Here is an 18,697-nt window from a genome sequence, read left to right on the forward strand (position 1 = left end):
CAGCGCCCGCTCCCGCATCCCCGCGTCATGGCCGTCTATACCGACATCACCGACGAAGAACTCGAAGCCTTCCTGCGAGGCTATGACCTGGGCGCGCCGCTGGCGTTCAAGGGCATCGCCGAGGGCACGGAGAACTCGAATTTCCTGCTGGAAACCGAGAAGGGCCGTTACATCCTGACGGTCTACGAGCGGCGGGTGAAGGCCGAGGACCTGCCCTATTTCCTGAACCTGCTGACCTGGCTGGCCGATCGGGGCTATCCCAGCGCCCGGCCGATCCCGACCCGCCAGGGCGCCACCCTGTCGACCCTGCGCGGCAAGGCCGCCGCCATCGTCGAGTTCCTGCCGGGCCTGTCGGTGCGCCGGCCCACGGCCGCCCACTGCCGCGAGGCCGGCGAGGGCCTGGCCTGGCTGCACCTGGCCGGCGAAGGCTATCCCGGCCGCCGCGCCAACGACCTGGGCCAGGCGTCCTGGTCGCCATTCTTCGCCAAGCACCGCAAGGCCGCCGACGACCTGAAGCCGGGTCTGGCGGCGACGATCGACAACGACCTGGCGCAACTGGCCCTGATGTGGCCGCGCAACCTGCCCGCCGGGACGATCCACGCCGACTATTTCCCCGACAACGTGTTCTTCAAGCCGGACGGCAGGTTCGCCGCGACGATCGACTTCTACTTCGCCTGCGAGGACGCCTACGCCTACGACGTCGCGGTGATGCTGAACGCCTGGTGCTTCGAGCCCGACGGCAGCTTCAACATCACCGCCGCCAAGGCCCTGCTGAACGGCTACGAGCGCCGGCGGCCGCTGAGCCCGGCCGAGAAGGAAGCCCTGCCGATCCTGGCGCGCGGCGCGGCGCTGCGCTTCTTCCTGACCCGCTTGGCCGACTGGGGCGCGACGCCGGCCGGCGCCCTGGTCAAGCCGAAGGATCCGCTGGAGTACGAGCGCAAGCTGGCCGTCCATCGCGAAGGCCTCGTGCTGTTCTGATGACGCCCAAGGTCACGATCTACACGGACGGCGCCTGCAAGGGGAATCCGGGCCCGGGCGGCTGGGGCGCCATCCTGTTCTACGGCGACAAGAAGAAGGAAATCAGCGGCGGCGAGGCGGGGACGACCAACAACCGCATGGAGCTGATGGCCGCGATCCAGGCGCTGGAGCTGCTGAACCGGCCCTGCAAGGTCGAGCTGCACACCGACAGCCAGTACGTGATGAAGGGGATCCAGGAGTGGATCCGGGGCTGGAAGGCGCGCGGCTGGAAGACCGCCGACAAGAGCCCAGTCAAGAACGACGACCTCTGGAAGCGTCTCGACGCCGCGCGCGAGCGGCACGACGTCGACTGGCGCTGGGTCAAGGGGCACGCCGGTCATCCGCTGAACGAACGCGCCGACGCCCTGGCCAACGAAGGCCTGCGCAAGGCCAATCCGCGCTTTATCTAGAGCCGCCCCGGCTCGGCGCCCTCCGCGAACGGCAGGCCTTCGTCGGCCCAGCCGGTGATCCCGCCGATCATCAGCTTCACCGGCCGGCCCAGCCGGGCCAGCTTCAGCGCCGCGCGGTCGGCGCCGTTGCAGTGCGGGCCGGCGCAATAGACGACGAACAAGGTGTCTCGCGGCCAGGCCGCCATCCGCTCGGCGGTCATCTCGGCGTGGCGCAGGTGGATGGCGCCGGGCACGTGGCGGCGGGCATAGGCCTCCGGCTGGCCCACCACGTGCAGCAGAACGAAGTCGGGCTCGCCGCCCCGCAGGGCCTCGGCGACATCTGCGCAATCGGTCTCCAGCGACAGGCGGGCGGCGAAGTGGGCGGCGGCCTCCGGGGACGGCGCGGCGGGGATTTCGGATACGACGCTCATTTCGGCCTCCGTTGATGACGCCGACAGACTTGCCCGAGAGCGGCGCCCGGCGTTAGCTGGCGAAATCGACATTGACCGTAAAGATCATGCCAAACACGTATTCCCCGGAGCGTCCCCTCGTCGTGGCCCTGGCCTATGACGGCCTGTGCACCTTCGAATATGGCGTGACCGTCGAGCTATTTGGCCTGCCCCGCCCGGAGATGGGCCCCGGCTGGTACCGCTTCGCCACCGCCGCCGCGGAGCCGGGCGCGCTGCGGGGTCTGGGCGGGGTGCGGATCGCCGCCGACGGCGGGCTGGAGCTTCTGAGCCAGGCCAGCGTCATCGTCGCGCCCGGCTGGCGCGGCCTGGACGCGCCCGTGCCCGCGCCGCTGATCGAGGCCCTGCGCGCGGCGCACGCGGCGGGCGCGCGGCTGATGTCGATCTGCTCCGGCGTCTTCGTGCTAGCGGCCAGCGGCCTGCTGGACGGCCGGCGGGCCACGACCCACTGGCGCTACGCCCAGGCCCTGCGCGAGCGCCATCCGGCGATCGCGGTCGAGCCGGACGTGCTCTATGTCGACGAGGGCGACCTGCTGACCTCGGCCGGCAGCGCGGCGGGCATCGACCTGGGCCTGCACCTGATCCGGCGCGATTTCGGTCCCGAGGCGGCGAACGCCGTGGCCCGCCGGCTGGTCGTGCCGCCGCACCGCGACGGCGGTCAGGCTCAGTTCGTCCAGCGGCCCGTCCCGGTTCCCCACGAGGCGCCTCGCCTGAGCCCCATCCTGGACCGGATGCGCGCCGACCTGGCCGGCGACCATACCCTCAAGGCCCTGGCCAAGGCGGCGGGCATGAGCGAGCGGACCTTCCTGCGGCGGTTCGAGGCGGCCACCGGCGCGACGCCCGCCCGCTGGCTGCTGGCCGAGCGCCTGAACCGGGCGCGGGATCTCCTGGAGACGACCGCCGCCGGCATAGACGACGTGGCGCGGGCCGTCGGCCTGGGCGCGCCAGCGCTACGCCACCACTTCCGGCGTCATTTCGCGACCACGCCCGGCGCCTACCGCGCCCGGTTCGCGCGCGCCTAGATTAGGCGCCTCAGGCGCCCGCCTTGCGCGCGAAGTCCCAGGCGCCCTTGGCCAGGACCGGCACGCGAGCCTCCATCAGCTGGGCGTGGGCGCTGGCGGCGGTGCCGTCGCGCACCCGTCCGACGATGCCCTGGCAGATGCCGGCCAGTCGGAAGAGGTTGTACGAAAAGTACCAGTCCAGCTCCGGCAGGCCGTCGCGGCCGGTGGCCTTGCAATAGCGCTCGACCGCCTGCGGAATGGTCGGGATGCCGTAGGCCTCCAGGTCCTTGATCTCCGAAAGGCCGCCGCGCTGGTCGGACGGCATCACCCAGTTCATCAGGAAATAGCTGAAGTCGGCCAGCGGATTGCCCAGGGTTGACAGCTCCCAGTCCAGCACCGCCACCACGCGCGGCTCGGTGGCGTGCAGGATCATGTTGTCGAGGCGGTAGTCGCCATGGACGATCGAGGTCTGGTCGTCGGCCGGCACGGTCCGGGGCAGCCAGTCCATCAGCCGGTCCATCTCCTCGATGGTCTTGGTCTCGGAGGCCTTGTACTGCTTGGTCCAGCGATCGATCTGGCGGGCGAAATAGTTGCCGGGCTTGCCGAAATCCGACAGGCCGACGGCGGCGTAGTCGACATTATGCAGCGCCGCCAGGGTGTCGATCTCGGCCTCGTAGATCGCCCGACGCTCGGCGGGCTGATAGTCCGGCAAGGTCCCGTCCCACAGGATCCGGCCCTCGACATTGTCCATCACGTAAAAGATCGTGCCGATCACGTCCTCGTCCATGCACAGGGCATAAGCCTTGGCGACCGGGAAGCTGGCCTTGTTCAGGCCCGAGATCACCTTGAACTCGCGATCGACGGCGTGGGCGCTGGGCAGCAGCTTGCCCGGCGGCTTGCGGCGCAGGACGTACTTCTTGGCGGGCGTCACCAGTTGGTAGGTCGGGTTGGACTGGCCGCCCTTGAACTGGCGCACCTCCAGCGGGCCGGCATAGCCCTCGACGTTCGCCTCCAGCCAAGCCGCCAGCCTGGTCTCGTCGATCGCATGACGCGGGTCGACCGGCTTGGTGCCCGAGTTCATGTCCTGGGCGGACTGTTCGGCGGCGTCCGTCATGGCGCGATCTCCCCAACGCTTGTTTAAACGCGGAGTTTAGAGGGTGAAGCGCCCTAGGCAACCCTCTCGCAACGGAAGAGCGCGGGCTTATTTCGACAGCGCGCGCCAGCCGATGTCGCGGCGGTGGAACCCGCCTTCCAGGCCGATGGTCCCCAGCGCCGCATAGGCCGCGTCGCGGGCCTCGCGCAGGGTCGCGCCCCGGGCGCAGACGTTCAGCACCCGGCCGCCCGAGGCGCGCAGGTTCCCCTCGGCGTCGCGGGTCGCGCCCGCGTGGAAGACCGCCACCGCGTCTCCGAAATCGGCCTCGGCGCCGGTGATCAGCCCGCCGACGCGGGGGGCGTCCGGATAGCCCTGGGCGGCCAGGACCACGCAGATCGACGCCTCGTCGCGCCACTGGGGGGGCTCGACCGAGGCCAGGTCGCCCCGGGCCGCGGCCAGCAGGATCGGGACGATGTCGCTGGCCAGACGCGGCATTAGGGTCTGGCACTCCGGGTCGCCGAAGCGAGCATTGTATTCCACCAGCTTCGGCCCGGCGGGCGTCAGCATCAGCCCGGCATAGAGCACGCCGACGTAAGGATTGCCCTCGGCGGCCATGCCTCGGACGGTCGGCAGGATCAGCTCGCGCCAGGCCTGGTCGATCAGGGCGGGAGTCAGCGCCGGGGGCGGCGAATAGGCGCCCATGCCGCCGGTGTTGGGGCCCTCGTCGCCATCATAGGCGCGCTTGTGGTCCTGGGCGGCGCCGAAGAACACGGCCGTCTCGCCGTCGCAAATGGCGAACAGCGAGGCCTCCTCGCCGTGCATGAACTCCTCGATCACCACGCGGGCCCCGGCCGTGCCGAAGCGGCCGCCCAGCATGTCGAGCACGGCGGCGTCGGCCTCGGCGCGGCTCGCGGCGATGACCACGCCCTTGCCGGCCGCCAAGCCGTCGGCCTTGATCACGAACGGCGCCGTCAGCGTATCCAGGAAAGCGCCGGCCGAGGCCGCGTCCTCGAACACGCCGTAGGCCGCCGTCGGCAGGCCGTGGCGGCGGCAGAAGTCCTTGGTGAAGGCCTTGGAGGTTTCCAGCTGGGCGGCGCGCTGGCTGCCGCCGAAACAGGGGATCCCGACCACGGCCAGCTTGTCGGCCAGGCCGACCTCCAGCGCCGATTCCGGGCCGACTACAACCAGGTCCGCGCCGATCTCCTGGGCCAGGGCCACGAGGCCGTCGGCGTCGGTCACCTTGACGTTCCTCAGCTCGGCCACCGCTGCGATCCCGGTATTGCCGGGGGCGGCGACGAGGCGGCCGCACAGCGGCGACTGGGCGATCTTCCAGGCCAGGGCGTGCTCGCGCCCGCCGGACCCGACGAGGAGGATGGTCAGCTTTTCCATGAGCGCGGGGTGTGGCGCGCGCGGCGGCGCGGGTCAAGGCCGGACCCGCGCCGCGCCGTCTCAGGCGGCGTACTCTCGGAAGTCCGCGTCGTCCGGGTCCGGTCCGCCCTGGGTCATGTCCAGGGCGAAACCCTTGGCGCGGGCCTGCTGGGCGGCGACGGGCGCGCGGCCGCCCGACTTGCGAGCGGGCTGAGCGGGACGCTTGGCGGGCGGTCGGGCGATGGCGCGGCTGTCGACGCCGTCGATGCGGAAGAAGGCGATGGACGTCCGCAGCTCCTCGGCCTGGGCGGCCAGCTCCTCGGAGGTCGCCGACATCTGTTCCGACCCGCTGGCGTTTTGCTGGGTCACCTTGTCCAGCTGCTGCAGGGCTTCGTTGATCTGGCTGGCGCCGACATCCTGCTCGCGGCAGGCGGCGCTGATCTCGGCGACCAGTTCGGCGGTCTTGCGGATGTCCGGCACCAGATTGGCCAGCATCTCGCCGGCCGACTGCGCGGCCTTGACCGTGTCGGCGGACACCGCGCTGATCTCGGCGGCGGCGGTCTGGCTGCGCTCGGCCAGCTTGCGCACCTCGGAGGCGACGACCGCGAAGCCGCGACCGTGCTCGCCGGCCCGCGCCGCCTCGACGGCCGCGTTCAGGGCCAGAAGATCCGTCTGACGCGCGATCTCCTGAACGATGGTGATCTTCTCGGCGATGGTCCGCATGGCCTCCACGGCCTGGGCGACCGCCTTGCCCGACACCTCGGCGTCCTGCGCGGACTGGCGGGCGATCTTCTCGGTCTGGGCGGCGTTGTCGGCGTTCTGCTTGATGTTGGCGGCCATCTCCTCCATCGAGGCCGAGGCCTCCTCGGCCGAGGCGGCCTGCTCGGTCGCGCCTTGGCTGACCTGCTCCGAGGCCGAGGACAGCTCCTGGCTGCCGTCGGAGACATTCTCGGAGGCGACCAGGGCGTCGGACACCACGCCGCGCAGACGGTCGATCATCCGTTGCAGGGCCAGCCCCATGACGTCCTTGTCCGAGAGGGGCTTGGCCTGGACGGTCAGGTCGCCTTCCGACACCTTGTCGGCCAGCGCCGCCGTCTGGCGAAGATTGGCGACCATCCCCTTCAGCGACTTGCCCAGAATGTCCTTTTCGGACAGCGGCTTGATCTCGACGCTCAGGTCGCCGGCGGCGACTTGGTCGGCCAGGCTGGCCGTGGCGCGGAGATTGGCGGTCATGCGATTGACCGTCTCGACCAGATCCTTGATCTCGTCATTGGTGGTGACGGTCACGGTCTGCTCCAGATCGCCCAAGGCCACGGCGTTGGCCAGGCCGCCGATCTGGGCGAAGCCCCGGGCGATGGTCCGGGCGACCCAGACCCCCGCCCCGACCGCCAGCAGAACCGAGACGGCGATCACCCCCATCAGCGTGTTGCGCGAGGCGCCGTAGGCTCGGTCGCTTTCGGCGGTGGTCGAGGCCAGCAGCTTCTCGTTGACGTCCGTCAGGGCCTCGACCGTCGCCGTGATGCGATTGGTGATCTGACGCTGGGTGGTCCGCATCTGGACGATCGCCTGGTCGCGACGCCCCTCCATCATGTCGCGACGCATGGCCTCGTCGATCTCGGCGAAGGTCGCCCAGTCGCTGGCCAGGGCCTCCCATTTCGGCTTGCCAGTGGGCGAGGCGTGGGACAGGCCCGCTTCGAGCAGCGTGGCGACCTTATGCTTGTTGTCGATCGCCTTGGCGTTCTGGCTCTTCAGCTCCTCGGCGTCATCGGCCAGGGCCATGTTCTTTTGAGCGCGCACCACCTGAAGCAGCGCCATCCCCAGGGCCTGGCTGCGCTGGAGTTGCGCCACCGGTCCCTCGACCATGGCCTTCTGGTCGCTGTTGAGGTCCCCCAACTGGCGCACGCCGAACAAGGTGGCGGCGGCCATCATCAGGATGAGCGCCCCGAAGGTCAGGGCGAGTTTGAGCTTGATCGTCATGCGCATGGAAGGCTCCGGCCCATTATTAACCCTGTTGCAGAAACGAAGAACAGCCGAATGAAGTCATCGCGACCTCCTAGAGATCGAGCTATCTAACATTCGCGCAAAGACACGGGAGCGGATTTTCCGTAGCTATGTTTCGCCAGACTTTGAGAAACCTCGATTTCACATCGGAATTTGTTTCTTCCGGTGCACATACCTTCGGAACGACCACTCAAGACAAATCACGTAAAACTGAAGCCGAGAGGGCGATTTACGCGAAAATACTTGAAGAGGTTCGGCCGCGGACGGTTAACCGGCGGTGAATCAAACAACTCACGAGATAGCGACATTCTGCCTCACCATCCTTGGGCGAAATCGCGTTTTCCTCGCGAGAACGCCTTTTGGTTCGGTGGTCGCGCGCTTCGCGCCAGCACGAAAAACCGCGCGCCGACGAGCGGCGCGCGGTTCAGCCCTGTCGGGGCGTCGTTCAAAAATCGATCCGGAGCGCCTTCCGGCGCGGCGGGCGCCGGATCCGCGCGATGCTTTAAGCCGCGTCGAGATCCAGCGAATAGCCCGCCGACCGCACGGTGCGGATCGGGTCGCCATCGGCCGTGCCGTTCAGCGCCTTGCGCAGACGGCCGATGTGCACGTCGACCGTGCGCGCCTCGACATAGACGTCCGAGCCCCAGACCGCGTCCAGCAGCTGCTCGCGGCTGAACACCCGGCCTGGATGCTGCATCAGATAGTCCAGCAGGCGGAACTCGGTCGGACCCAGGTGGATCTCCTTGCCGCCCCGCTTCACGCGGTGGGCCACCCGGTCGATGACGATGTCGCCGACCGTGATGCGGTCGTCGGCCAGGCCCGGACGGATCCGACGCAGCACCGCGCGGACGCGGGCGGTCAGCTCGACCATCGAGAACGGCTTGACGACATAGTCGTCGGCGCCCGTGTCCAGGCCGCGGATGCGGTCGGTTTCCTCGCCGCGCGCCGTCAGCATGATGATCGGCACGTTGCGGGTCTCGGCCCGGCCGCGCAGGCGACGGCAGACCTCGATCCCCGAGACCTTGGGCAGCATCCAGTCCAGGATGACCAGGTCCGGGGCCCGCTCGTTGGCCATGATCAGCGCTTCCTCGCCGTCACCGGCGACGCCGACGCGATAGCCTTCCTTGTCGAGGTTGTAGTGCAGAAGCGTGGCCAGAGCGTCTTCGTCTTCGACCACCAGAACGTAAGGAGTCACTTCAGGCCGCCTCGCGAGGAGTTATTGAGCGATCGCGTCCAGCTTCGGACGCTGCGAAACCAGCTCTTCGCCGGTCAGTTCGAAATGGATGATCTCGGCGATGTTGGTGGCGTGGTCGCCGATGCGCTCGAGGTTCTTGGCCACGAACAGCAGGTGGGCGCACGCGTTGATGGTCCGGGGGTCGGCCATCATGTAGGTCAGCAGTTCGCGGAAGATCGAATTGTAGTGCTCGTCGACCTCCTCGTCGCGCGACCACACGCCGATGGCGCGCTGCAGGTCCGAGGTGGTGTAGGCGTCCAGAACGTCCTTCAGACGCCCTTGGACCAGGCGGCCCATGCGCTCGATCGAGCGGGTCAGGGCGGTCATCGGGTCGGCCTCGGTCAGGATCAGCGCCCGCTTGGCGATGTTCTTGGCCATGTCGCCGCAGCGTTCCAGGCTCATCGAGATCTTCAGGGCGGCGACGGCGTGGCGCAGGTCCATGGCCATCGGCTGTCGCAGGGCGATCAGGCGGAACGCCTTGCGCTCGATGTCGGCCTGCAGGGCGTCGAGACGCTCGTCGCCGCCGACCACCGCCTGGGCCAGGGGGCCGTCGCGGCGGGCGATGGCCTCGATGGAGTCGGCGACCTGGGCCTCGGCCAGACCGCCCATGCGCGTGACCTCGGCGGTCAGGTGCGCCAGCTCTTCGCCGTAGGATTTGACGGTATGCTCGGTCATGTTTGCTTCCTCCCGGATCAGCCGAAGCGGCCGGTGATGGGGTCCAGGGCGCGCGGGCCGCGCCGATTGATGAATATCTCTTCGATCCGGTCGCGCTTGACCAGCTTGGCCAGGAACGTCGCGCCGCCGAGGCGCTCGCCGTCGAACGCGGTCTGGCGGCCGTCCCCGAGAGCGCCTTGACGGGCGCCCATCAAGGTCAGGCTGGAAAACACCAGAACGAGAAACGAAAGCCAGGTCAGCATCGGTTCGGCGAGGGTCCGAAGTCCGCGCCCCACGCGCGTCTTTCCTCGGACCGCTAGTGACAGCCCGGCGCGGACCTTATGCGACGATTTAATTACAGTTTGACGACACCCTAAATCCTTGGGGTTAACGGCGCCGTCCGCCGGGGAGAGAACTGACCGTTTTCGGATCCTCATTGTCCGAAGGCGCCGGCTGTTCTTGCGCTGATCCCGCCCTCTAGGCCTCGGCGGGCGCGGCGGGCGGCGGGGCGGGCGCCGGCTCCGCGCCGACCTTGGCCATGGGCAGGTAGACGCCGAACGTCGCGCCCTCGCCCTGCACGCTCTCGACCGTCAGGCCGCCCCGGTGGCGATTCATGATGTGCTTGACGATGGCCAGACCCAGACCCGTGCCGGAGCGCTCGCCGCTCTTCTGGCCTTCGACGCGATAGAAGCGCTCGGTCAGGCGCGGCAGGTGCTCGCGCGCCAGGCCAGGCCCCCTGTCGGTGACGCGCAGGACGGCGTAGCGTTCGCCCGCGTCGTGATCCGGCGTCAGCAGCGACAGGCGCGAGGCGGCGGGATCGCGCGCCGCCGCCGCGGCCTCGGCCGACAGCCCCGGGAAGATCTCCACGCGGATGACGCCATGCTCGGGCGTGTACTTGATGGCGTTGTCGACGAGGTTCTGGATCACCTGGATGATCTGATCGCGGTCGCCGTCGACCACGGCGCCGCCGCGCGGCGGCAGGACGGGATCGAACGTCACGCCCTTCTCGCGGGCCTGCGGCGCCAGGGCGTCGATCACGTCGATGGCGGCCATGGCCATGTCCACCCGGCCCAGAGGCGCGATGTGCTCGTTGAGCTCGATGCGCGACAGGCTCATCAGGTCGTCGATCAGCCGCGACATGCGTTCGGCCTGGGCCAGCATGATGCCCAGGAACTTGTCGCGCGCGCCCGGATCGTCCTTGGCGTGGCCACGGAGGGTTTCAATGAAGCCCGACAGCGAGGCCAGAGGGGTCCGCAGCTCGTGGCTGGCGTTGGCCAGGAAGTCGGCGCGCGTCCGCTCGCTGCGCCGGGCGTCGGTCTCGTCGCGCAGGGCCAGCAGGGCCAGGCGCGAGCGGCCGGGCGCGTCCTTCAGCGGACGCGCGTGGGCCAGCCAGGAGCGTCCCTGCGCCCCGCCGGTTTCGAACTCGACCACGCCCTCGACATTGCCGAACAGAGCCTCGTCGACCGCTTCCAGCACGCGCGGATTGCGGACCGCCGTCACCAGCAGCGCGCCCTGGCGCTGGATCTTGAAGAGATCGCGGGCGGCGGCGTTGGCGAACAGGAAGCGTCGGCCAGTCAGGTCATCGGCCTCCTCGGCCGCGATGACCATCAGCGGATCGGGCAAGCGGTCCAGGATGGCGACGAACGGCGGGCCGCTCTCGGCGGCGACGGCGGGGACCGCGCCGGGAATCGGCGAGGGAACGCGGGCCCGTCGTCTCGGCCGCGACAAGGCCAGCGCCGCCGCGCCCGAGACGACGGCGGCGACCAGGGCGGGCGCGGGCTGGGCCATGCCGACCACGGCCAGGCCCAATATGGCTCCGGGCCCGATCAATACGGGCCAGAACGCGCTCGCGACACGGTGATCGGGGGCGTCCGGGGGCGTCTGCGCCGGCGGCATGTCTGGAACTCACTGTTTCAAGCGAGAGGCGATTCGTAGAACCAGATATGGCGCCCCGCCATGCCATGCGATAGACGGTTGGCGCCTTAGTACGTTTCGCGAGCGGGACTCACCGCAATTTCGCCGCATCGTGACACGCATTAATGGCGCCGGTTCTCATGGGGTTTCGTTCGGAATGCAGCGCAAGGTCCTGGTCGCGACGGTCGCGGCCGCTCCTCTCCTGGCCATGGGTTTCGCCGCGTCGGCGGAGACCCAGGTTACCAACGCGCGCACGACGCCGATCGCGACCAGCACGGCCACGGGTTCGGCGGCGGACGACGTGAAGATCACGTCCAACGGCTCGATCAAGCCGACGACGGCCGGCCCGATCGTGACGCTGGACAGCAACAACCTGGTCACCAACCAGGGCACGCTGTCTACCAACAACCTCGACAACAGCGTCGGCGTCCTGGTGATCGGCGGTCACACCGGCACGGTGACCAACTCGGCCACGATCTCGCTGGGCGAGGACTATACGCCGACCGACACCAACAACGACGGCAACCTGGACGGCCCGTTCGCCCAAGGGACCAACCGGATCGGCATCCAGGTGACCAACGCCGGGACCCATACCGGCGACATCGTCAACGACTCGGCCGGCACGATCACGATCCACGGCAACAACTCGGCCGGGATGCTGATCGGCGGTCCGGTGGTCGGCAACCTGACCAATCTAGGCACGATCAGCGTAACCGGCGACAATGGCTACGGCGTCCGCGTCACGTCGCCGATCACCGGCAAGGTGACGCTGGGCGGCTCGGTCACCGTGCAGGGCGCCAACTCCGTGGCCCAGGCCATCGACGCGAACGTCAACGGCGCCATGGTCCTGCAAGGTTCGGTCAGCGCGACCGGCTATCGCTACACCACCCGCCCGACCACCCTGGACGCCTTGAACAAACTGGGCGCCGACGACCTGCTGCAGGGCGGCCCGGCCGTCCGCGTCGCGGGCAACGTCACGGGCGGCGTCCTGTTGCAGGGCGCCAACTACTCGACCGCCGTCGGCACGGACGGCAACACCACCGTCACCACGGTGACCTCCAGCTCGACGGGCACGTCCAGCATCTCGTCGTTCAGCGGCGCGCCGGCCCTGCTGATCGGTTCGACCAGCCAGAATGTCACCCTGGGCGCGGTCGGCGCCGGCGACCTGGCCTATGGGCTGGTGGCCAAGGGCACGATCACCGGCACGGGCGTCTATAACGGCGTGGCGGCCACCGGCCTGCAGATCGGCGCGGGCGGCGGTTACTCGACCACCCTCACGGGCGGCGCGCGCAACGACGGCCAGATCGCCGCTTCCAGCTACGAAGCCAATTCCACCGCCGTGGACGTCCAGTCCGGCGGGACGATCGGCCAGTTCCTGAACCGCGGCACGATCACCTCGACCTCCGCCTCGTTCGCCGGATCGGGCGTCACGGCCACCGCGCGCGGCCTGGTGCTGGAGTCCGGGGCGAACGTCAACACGCTGAGCAATATCGGCACGATCTCGGCCACCCGCACGGGCGAGACCGGCGACGCGGTCGCGATCCTCGACCAGGCCGGAACGCTGACCAGCATCACCAACACCGGCACGATCAAGGCCGCGGTCACCGCCCCGTCCTTCAAGGCCGACGGCACCGTGCCGAGCCCCGCCGCGACCACGTCGGGCCGGACCATCGCGATGGATCTGCGCGCCAACAACCAAGGCGTGACGATCACCCAATCGGGACCGGCCAACTACACCTCGACCACCACCTATCCCAGCACCGACACCACCACCAGTTCGACCAGCACGGCCACGACCGCCGCGCCCAGCATCGTCGGCGACATCCTGCTCGGGAACGGCAACGACACCGTCAACATCTGGAGCGGCACGCTGGTCGGTTCGATCGCGTTCGGCTCGGGCCAGGACAGCCTGTCGATCGACGGCGGCGCCAGCGTGGTGGGCAACCTGACCAACGCCGGCGGCGTCAGCATCTCGGTCGCGAACGGCAGCCTGGGCATCCTGAACACCGACACCCTGCGCGTGAACAGCCTGTCGATGGGCTCCAGCAGCCACCTGCTGTTCTCGGCCGATCCCGCGGCCGGAACCAACACCAAACTGATCGTCTCGGGCCCGGTGAATATCGCCGACGGCGCCGAGCTGGGCATCCGCCTGGCCAATATCGTCAAGGCGCCGACCAGCTTTACGGTGATCCAGGGCAATAACCTGAACATCGGCAACATCGGCACCGGCCTGCTGGCCCAGTCGCCGTACCTGTATGTCGCCAGCAGCCGCGCCGACGCCAACAACGTCTATATCGACGTCCGCCGCCGCACGGCCGCCGAGATCGGCTTCAACCGCGAAGAGACCTCGGCCTATGACGCGGTGTTCGCTGCCCTGGGCGCCGACGGCAAGCTGGCCAACGCCTTCCTGAACCAGAGCACCCGCGACGGCTTCCGCGACCTCTACGATCAGATGCTGCCCGACACGGGCGCGGGCGTGTTCAACGCCCTGCAGGCGGTCAACCAGCAGATCTCGGCCGCCACCATGCAGCGCCCCGATCCGGGCGACCGCTACGGCCCCGACAGCCTGTGGGTCCAGGAAATCAACACCCTGACCCGCCAGGACAACAACGCCGATACGATCGGCTACAAGGCCTCGGCGTTCGGCTTCGTCGCCGGCTACGAAGCCATGGGCGACGCGGGCGGCGCGCTGGGCCTGACCCTGGCCTATGCCAGCATCGAAGAGCACGACAACGTCGCCAAGGTCGGCGAGCACACCAAGGCGTCGTTCGTGCAGGGCGGGGCCTACTGGCGCCGGTCGATCGGCGGCTGGCGGTTCAACGCCGGCGGCGGCGTGGGCTACGGCTTCTTCAACGGTCACCGCAGCTTCATCGCGCCGGATCTCAACGGCAACGGCTTCGCCGACGAGAACATCCGCAATAGCGCCGACTGGAACGGCCTGACCGCCAACGCCTTCGCCGGCGCGGCCTACGAGCAGAAGTTCGGGCGCTTCTTCGCCCGTCCTGAAGCGCGCCTAGACTACGTCTATCTGGATGAAGGCAAGCGGGTGGAAGGCGGCGATGTCGCCTTCACCGACGGCGTCGCCGTGGCCAACCCCGCCAACAGCTTCGACCTCACCGTCGACAAGCGCAGCTCCAGTAACCTCAGCGGCGAGTTGGGCGTGGTGCTGGGCGCCGATTTCGGCAAGACCGTCTGGTGGCGTCCGGAAATCCGCGTCGGCTATCGCCAGACCCTGGCGGGCGAGCTGGGCGACACGGTCGCGGCGTTCAAGAACGGCAATCCGTTCACGATCACGCCGATGAACGATCGGAACGGCGCCCTGACCGCCGGCTTCGCCCTGCGGGCCGGCACGCCGATGTCGTATCTGGCGCTGGAAGGCGGCGTCGAGGCCACCAAGAAGCAGCACCGCTACAACCTTCGCTTCGCCGGCCGGGCGATGTTCTAACGGCTCCGCGCCCGACCAAAGCTTCGAAGAATGGGGAAAAGCCGTCGCGGACGACCGCGGCGGCTTTTTGCCACCAAGAATCAAGCCTTTGATTCTCGGCGAGAATTCCCGCGTCTTCCGCGACGCTCCAGCGTGGCCCCCAGAAAAACTCAAGGTCGGCTTTTCTAAAACTCCATTCCAGAACTAGGAATTATCGTCTTCCCTGACCTGGCAGGTCGGCCCGCCTTGGCGGCGCCGAGAGGGGATAGACATGCGAACCATCCAAACCGCCTTCCGCGCCGCGCTGATCGCCGGCGTTTCGCTGCTGGCCACGGCCGGGGCCGCCGCGGCCCAGACCGCGCCATCGCCCGAGGAGGCCGCCGCCCGCATCGCCGCCCTGGAGGCGCAGCTTCAGGCCCTGCAGCAGCAGGTCAACGACCTGAAGGCCGCCACCGCCGCCAGCCTCAAGGACGTCCGCGCGACCCAGAGCGCCACCACGGTCAGCGTCGCCGGCGGCAAGCCCAGCATCGCCTCGGGCGACGGCGCCTTCAGCGCCAACATCCACGCGGTGATGCAGCTGGACGCGGCTCAATACTACCAGGACAAGGGCCTGCCCGCCGTGATCGGCAACGGCCGCGACCTGAACAACGGCACCAACTTCCGCCGCGCGCGCCTGGGCGTCGACGGCAAGCTCTACAAGAACTTCGAGTACAGCGTCCTGCTGGACTTCGGCGGCGCCGGGACCGACGGGTCGGGCACGTTGCAGGAGCTTTGGCTCCAGTACAATTACGCCCCCTTCAAGGTCCGGGTCGGGGCCTTCGCGCCCAATGTCGGCCTCGAGGACGTGGCCTCGACCAACGGCTCGCTATTCCCCGAACGCCCCTCGCCCACCGAGTTGTCGCGCGGCCTGGCCGCCGCCGACAAGCGGATCGGCCTGCAGGGCCAGGTGGTGGGCGAGCGGTATCTGCTTTCGGCGGCCGTCACCGGCGCCAAGGCCGGCGATCCCCAGACCTTCGACGAGCAGATCGGCTATGTGGCTCGGGCGGTCTATGTGCCGTTCAAGGGCTATGACTGGCTGGTCCATGTCGGCGTCAACGCCAGCAAGGTGGTCACGCCGGCCCAGACCGCGATCGGCGGCGCCTATCCGGTCACGCTGTCCGACCGTCCGGAACTGCGGGTGGACGGCACGCAGCTGATCAGCACCGGGGCGATCGACGCGACCGGCGCCCGCCACTTCGGCGGCGAGCTGGCCTTCCAGAAGAAGAACCTGCTGATCCAGGGCGAGTATTTCGACCTGGCCATCGACCGCCGCAACGCCGGCGTCGGCGTGACCAATCCGAAGTTCAAGGCCTGGTACGTCGAGGGCGGCCTGGTGCTGACCGGCGAGGCGCGCAAGTACAGCCCGAGCAACTTCGCCTTCGACGGCCCGGCGATCGACAAGCCCTTCGATCCCAAGAAAGGCCAGTGGGGCGCCTTCGAACTGGCGGCGCGCTATTCCGTCTCCGACCTGAACTATCACGAGAACGCCGTGCTGGCCGCCGACCGCGTCCGGGGCGGCGAGCAGAAGATCTCCAGCGTGGGGATCAACTGGTTCCCGAACACGGTCACCAAGTTCTCGCTCGACTATCTGGACGTCTCGATCAACCGTCTGGATCCGGCCGGCGGCGCCACGCCGCTCAGCCAAGACTACCATGTGATCAACCTGCGCAGCCAATACGCGTTCTAGACCGTAACGCCGCCCGACCCGTCCCCCAGAAAGGATCGTCCCATGAGCGACACTCTCAAGGTTCCGACCCGCCGCGGTCTGCTGGCCGCCGCCGGCGCCGGCGCGGCGGCCCTGGCGAGCCCCGCCCTTCTGGCGGGCCAGGCCCACGCCCAGGCCAACAAGCCGATCACCCTGCTGAACGTCAGCTACGACCCGACGCGCGAGCTCTACAAAGATATCAACGCCGCCTACGCCAAGTACTGGAAGGAAAAGGTCGGCCAGACCCTGGTGATCAACCAGAGCCATGGCGGCTCGGGCAAGCAGGCCCGCTCGGTGATCGACGGCCTGCAGGCCGACGTCGTCACCCTGGCGCTGGCCTATGACATCGACGAGATCGCAGCCAAGGCCAAGCTACTGCCGGCCAACTGGCAGTCGCGCCTGCCGCAGAACTCGACCCCTTACACCTCGACGATCGTGTTCCTGGTCCGCAAGGGCAATCCCTGGAAGATCAAGGACTGGCCGGACCTGATCAAGCCGGGCATCGACGTGATCACACCCAACCCGAAGACCTCTGGCGGCGCTCGTTGGAACTATCTGGCCGCCTGGGCCTGGGCCCTCAAGCAGCCGGGCGGAAGCCCCGCCAAGGCCGAGGCCTATCTGAAGGCCCTGTTCGAGCACGTGCCCGTGCTGGACACAGGGGCGCGGGGCGCGACCACCAGCTTCACCCAGCGCGGCCTGGGCGACGTGCTGCTGGCCTGGGAGAACGAGGCCTACCTCGCCCAGGAGGAGCTGCCGGGCAAGTTCGACATCGTCTATCCCAGCCTGTCGATCCTGGCCGAGCCGCCGGTGGCCCTGGTCGACAAGAACGTCGACCGCCACAAGACCCGGACCATCGCCGAGGGCTATCTGAACTTCCTGTACAGCCCGCTGGCCCAGGAGATCATCGCCAAGAACCACTATCGCCCGCGCAATCCGCAGGTCGCGGCCAAGTACGCCGCCAGCTTCAAGGCGATTCCGCTGGTGACGATCGACGACACCTTCGGCGGCTGGAAGAAGGCCCAGGCCACGCACTTCGCCGACGGCGGCGTGTTCGACCGCATCTATCAGCCCAAATAGTCAGCCTTCGAGGGGCCTCCGGACCGGGAAGCCTGGAGATCCCTCGGACAGCGCGGCGGGCTCGCCTCCCCGTTTCCGCCGCGTCGATGGCGGGAGTCCTGGCTGGACTCCCGCCGTTTTCGCGTATGCGCTATGTTGGGAACTCGACATCTTGGCCATACGTTCTGCGTCCACGGGGTGGTGGGAGCCAGGCTTTGAACGACTACGAGGAATCACGGCGGGCCGGGGCTCGACTGGCCGCCGAGCATAATATCGACGATCCCTTCGCGGCGGCGATCCGCGCCACGCGCATGGCGATGATCGTCACCGACCCCTCTCAGGCCGAGAACCCGATCATCTTCGCCAACGACGCCTTTCTCAGGCTGACCGGCTATGGCCGCGACGAAGTCATCGGGCGCAATTGCCGCTTCCTGCAAGGTCCGAACACCGATCCGAAGGCGATCGAGACGCTGCGCGCGGCGGTCGCCGCCGGCGAGGACGCCTCGGTCGACCTGCTGAACTACCGCAAGGACGGCTCGACCTTCTGGAACGCGCTCTATCTTTCGCCGGTGCGCAACGACGCCGGCGACATCGTCTATTTCTTCGGCTCCCAGCTGGACGTCAGCGACCGGAAGGTCGTCGAGCTTCGGGCCCGCGACCGCAGCGACGACCTGCGGCACGAGGTCGAGGCGCGCACGCGCGAACTGACCCAGGCGCTGGAGCAGAAGACCGTGCTGCTGCACGAGGTCGACCACCGGGTGAAGAACAACCTGCAGCTCATCTCCAGCCTGCTGCTGCTGCAGAACCGCCGCGTCGCCGACCCCAACGTCAAGGCCTCGCTGAAGGGCATGCTGGGCCGCGTCAACGCCATCGCCACGGTTCACCGCCGCCTCTTCCAGAGCGAGGACGTCGAGCGCTTCGACGTCTCGGCGTTCATCCGCGACTTGGTCGCCGACCTGATGGGCTCCATCCAGCGCGACGACATCGAGATGCAATTGGACCTGGAGCGGGTGGACATTCCCGCCGCCAAGGCCGCGCCCCTGGCGTTGGTCGTCAATGAGCTGCTGACCAACGCCCTGCGCCACGGCTTTCCGGAGGGACGCGGCGGCCGGATCTTCGTCGGGGTTCGTCGCGAAAACGGCGACTTCCGGATCGAAATCACCGACGACGGCGTTGGAATCGGTAAGACATCGCCCGTTTCCGGGTTCGGCCTGACCATCGTCCAACTGCTGTGCCAGCAACTGAAGGCGCGCGGCGAGACGACGGACGCGGAACCGGGAACGCGTGTCGTCGTTCTGCTGCCCGTGAATGGGGCGCACTGACCAGGATAGGCGT

At 68.5% G+C, this 18,697-nt stretch carries 15 protein-coding genes; 7 read left to right on the forward strand and 8 right to left on the reverse strand.

The window, feature by feature from the left end:
• Positions 1 to 27 precede the first annotated feature (27 nt).
• Positions 28 to 978: a homoserine kinase gene (thrB, locus tag OR37_RS03060; protein WP_004615733.1), complete on the forward strand. Its 951-nt coding sequence runs from the start codon at positions 28 to 30 to the stop codon at positions 976 to 978.
• The gene (gene rnhA / locus OR37_RS03065) at positions 978 to 1,427 is read left to right on the forward strand and encodes a ribonuclease HI (RefSeq protein WP_004615734.1); all 450 of its coding nucleotides are present in this window, start codon (positions 978 to 980) and stop codon (positions 1,425 to 1,427) included. Before thrB ends, rnhA begins: the two co-directional genes overlap by 1 nt.
• Here the strand turns inward: rnhA and OR37_RS03070 are convergent.
• Positions 1,424 to 1,837 (reverse strand): rhodanese-like domain-containing protein, encoded by a 414-nt coding sequence (locus OR37_RS03070; RefSeq protein WP_004615735.1) that lies wholly within the window; start codon positions 1,835 to 1,837, stop codon positions 1,424 to 1,426. The genes rnhA and OR37_RS03070 overlap by 4 nt on opposite strands.
• 86 nt (positions 1,838 to 1,923) lie before the next feature.
• On the opposite strand from OR37_RS03070, the gene ftrA reads away from it, so the two are divergent.
• A complete protein-coding gene (gene ftrA, locus OR37_RS03075; protein WP_004615736.1) occupies positions 1,924 to 2,895 on the forward strand; it encodes a transcriptional regulator FtrA in 972 nt (323 codons plus the stop codon).
• 10 nt (positions 2,896 to 2,905) lie between these two features.
• Here ftrA and OR37_RS03080 read toward each other — a convergent pair whose 3' ends face one another.
• The 7 genes from OR37_RS03080 to OR37_RS03110 form a co-directional block, all read right to left on the reverse strand.
• Entirely contained in the window at positions 2,906 to 3,988 is a 1,083-nt protein-coding gene (locus OR37_RS03080; RefSeq protein ID WP_004615737.1) for a phosphotransferase family protein, read from the reverse strand.
• A gap of 87 nt (positions 3,989 to 4,075) precedes the next feature.
• On the reverse strand, positions 4,076 to 5,356 hold the full coding sequence (gene purD, locus OR37_RS03085) for a phosphoribosylamine--glycine ligase (protein WP_004615738.1): 1,281 nt from the start codon (positions 5,354 to 5,356) through the stop codon (positions 4,076 to 4,078).
• Positions 5,357 to 5,416: 60 nt separating this feature from the next.
• Positions 5,417 to 7,318 carry a HAMP domain-containing methyl-accepting chemotaxis protein gene (locus OR37_RS03090; protein WP_004615739.1) on the reverse strand — a complete coding sequence of 634 codons (1,902 nt, stop codon included), beginning with the start codon at positions 7,316 to 7,318 and terminating at the stop codon, positions 5,417 to 5,419.
• Between the two features lie 520 nt (positions 7,319 to 7,838).
• Positions 7,839 to 8,531 carry a phosphate regulon transcriptional regulator PhoB gene (gene phoB, locus OR37_RS03095; protein WP_004615740.1) on the reverse strand — a complete coding sequence of 231 codons (693 nt, stop codon included), beginning with the start codon at positions 8,529 to 8,531 and terminating at the stop codon, positions 7,839 to 7,841.
• 21 nt (positions 8,532 to 8,552) lie between these two features.
• Complete coding sequence (phoU, locus tag OR37_RS03100; protein WP_004615741.1) at positions 8,553 to 9,245, reverse strand: phosphate signaling complex protein PhoU; 693 nt, start codon at positions 9,243 to 9,245, stop codon at positions 8,553 to 8,555.
• Between the two features lie 17 nt (positions 9,246 to 9,262).
• Positions 9,263 to 9,520 (reverse strand): hypothetical protein, encoded by a 258-nt coding sequence (locus OR37_RS03105; protein ID WP_004615742.1) that lies wholly within the window; start codon positions 9,518 to 9,520, stop codon positions 9,263 to 9,265.
• Between the two features lie 181 nt (positions 9,521 to 9,701).
• Positions 9,702 to 11,120, reverse strand: coding sequence for a sensor histidine kinase (locus OR37_RS03110; RefSeq protein WP_004615743.1), 1,419 nt, complete (start codon positions 11,118 to 11,120; stop codon positions 9,702 to 9,704).
• A gap of 175 nt (positions 11,121 to 11,295) precedes the next feature.
• On the opposite strand from OR37_RS03110, the gene OR37_RS03115 reads away from it, so the two are divergent.
• From OR37_RS03115 to lovK, 4 genes are all read left to right on the forward strand, one after another.
• The gene (locus tag OR37_RS03115) at positions 11,296 to 14,583 is read left to right on the forward strand and encodes an autotransporter outer membrane beta-barrel domain-containing protein (RefSeq protein ID WP_004615745.1); all 3,288 of its coding nucleotides are present in this window, start codon (positions 11,296 to 11,298) and stop codon (positions 14,581 to 14,583) included.
• A 250-nt stretch (positions 14,584 to 14,833) separates the two neighbouring features.
• The gene (locus OR37_RS03120; RefSeq protein ID WP_004615746.1) at positions 14,834 to 16,288 is read left to right on the forward strand and encodes an OprO/OprP family phosphate-selective porin; all 1,455 of its coding nucleotides are present in this window, start codon (positions 14,834 to 14,836) and stop codon (positions 16,286 to 16,288) included.
• Between the two features lie 42 nt (positions 16,289 to 16,330).
• Positions 16,331 to 17,383: a sulfate ABC transporter substrate-binding protein gene (locus OR37_RS03125; protein WP_004615748.1), complete on the forward strand. Its 1,053-nt coding sequence runs from the start codon at positions 16,331 to 16,333 to the stop codon at positions 17,381 to 17,383.
• A gap of 194 nt (positions 17,384 to 17,577) precedes the next feature.
• Positions 17,578 to 18,684, forward strand: coding sequence for a photosensory histidine protein kinase LovK (gene lovK / locus OR37_RS03130; protein WP_004615751.1), 1,107 nt, complete (start codon positions 17,578 to 17,580; stop codon positions 18,682 to 18,684).
• Positions 18,685 to 18,697 lie beyond the last annotated feature (13 nt).

Source organism: Caulobacter vibrioides OR37 (assembly GCF_000372645.1).
Taxonomy (GTDB): Bacteria; Pseudomonadota; Alphaproteobacteria; order Caulobacterales; family Caulobacteraceae; genus Caulobacter; species Caulobacter vibrioides_E.

Bases quoted from the DNA above. Each gene is read 5' to 3' on its own strand.
- OR37_RS03120 (WP_004615746.1), top strand. From the start codon at position 14,834: ATGCGAACCATCCAAACCGCCTTCCGCGCCGCGCTGATCGCCGGCGTT.
- OR37_RS03080 (WP_004615737.1), bottom strand. From the start codon at position 3,988: ATGACGGACGCCGCCGAACAGTCCGCCCAGGACATGAACTCGGGCACC.
- OR37_RS03125 (WP_004615748.1), top strand. From the start codon at position 16,331: ATGAGCGACACTCTCAAGGTTCCGACCCGCCGCGGTCTGCTGGCCGCC.
- OR37_RS03115 (WP_004615745.1), top strand. From the start codon at position 11,296: ATGCAGCGCAAGGTCCTGGTCGCGACGGTCGCGGCCGCTCCTCTCCTG.
- OR37_RS03070 (WP_004615735.1), bottom strand. From the start codon at position 1,837: ATGAGCGTCGTATCCGAAATCCCCGCCGCGCCGTCCCCGGAGGCCGCC.
- ftrA (WP_004615736.1), top strand. From the start codon at position 1,924: ATGCCAAACACGTATTCCCCGGAGCGTCCCCTCGTCGTGGCCCTGGCC.
- OR37_RS03110 (WP_004615743.1), bottom strand. From the start codon at position 11,120: ATGCCGCCGGCGCAGACGCCCCCGGACGCCCCCGATCACCGTGTCGCG.
- thrB (WP_004615733.1), top strand. From the start codon at position 28: ATGGCCGTCTATACCGACATCACCGACGAAGAACTCGAAGCCTTCCTG.
- phoU (WP_004615741.1), bottom strand. From the start codon at position 9,245: ATGACCGAGCATACCGTCAAATCCTACGGCGAAGAGCTGGCGCACCTG.
- purD (WP_004615738.1), bottom strand. From the start codon at position 5,356: ATGGAAAAGCTGACCATCCTCCTCGTCGGGTCCGGCGGGCGCGAGCAC.
- OR37_RS03090 (WP_004615739.1), bottom strand. From the start codon at position 7,318: ATGCGCATGACGATCAAGCTCAAACTCGCCCTGACCTTCGGGGCGCTC.
- rnhA (WP_004615734.1), top strand. From the start codon at position 978: ATGACGCCCAAGGTCACGATCTACACGGACGGCGCCTGCAAGGGGAAT.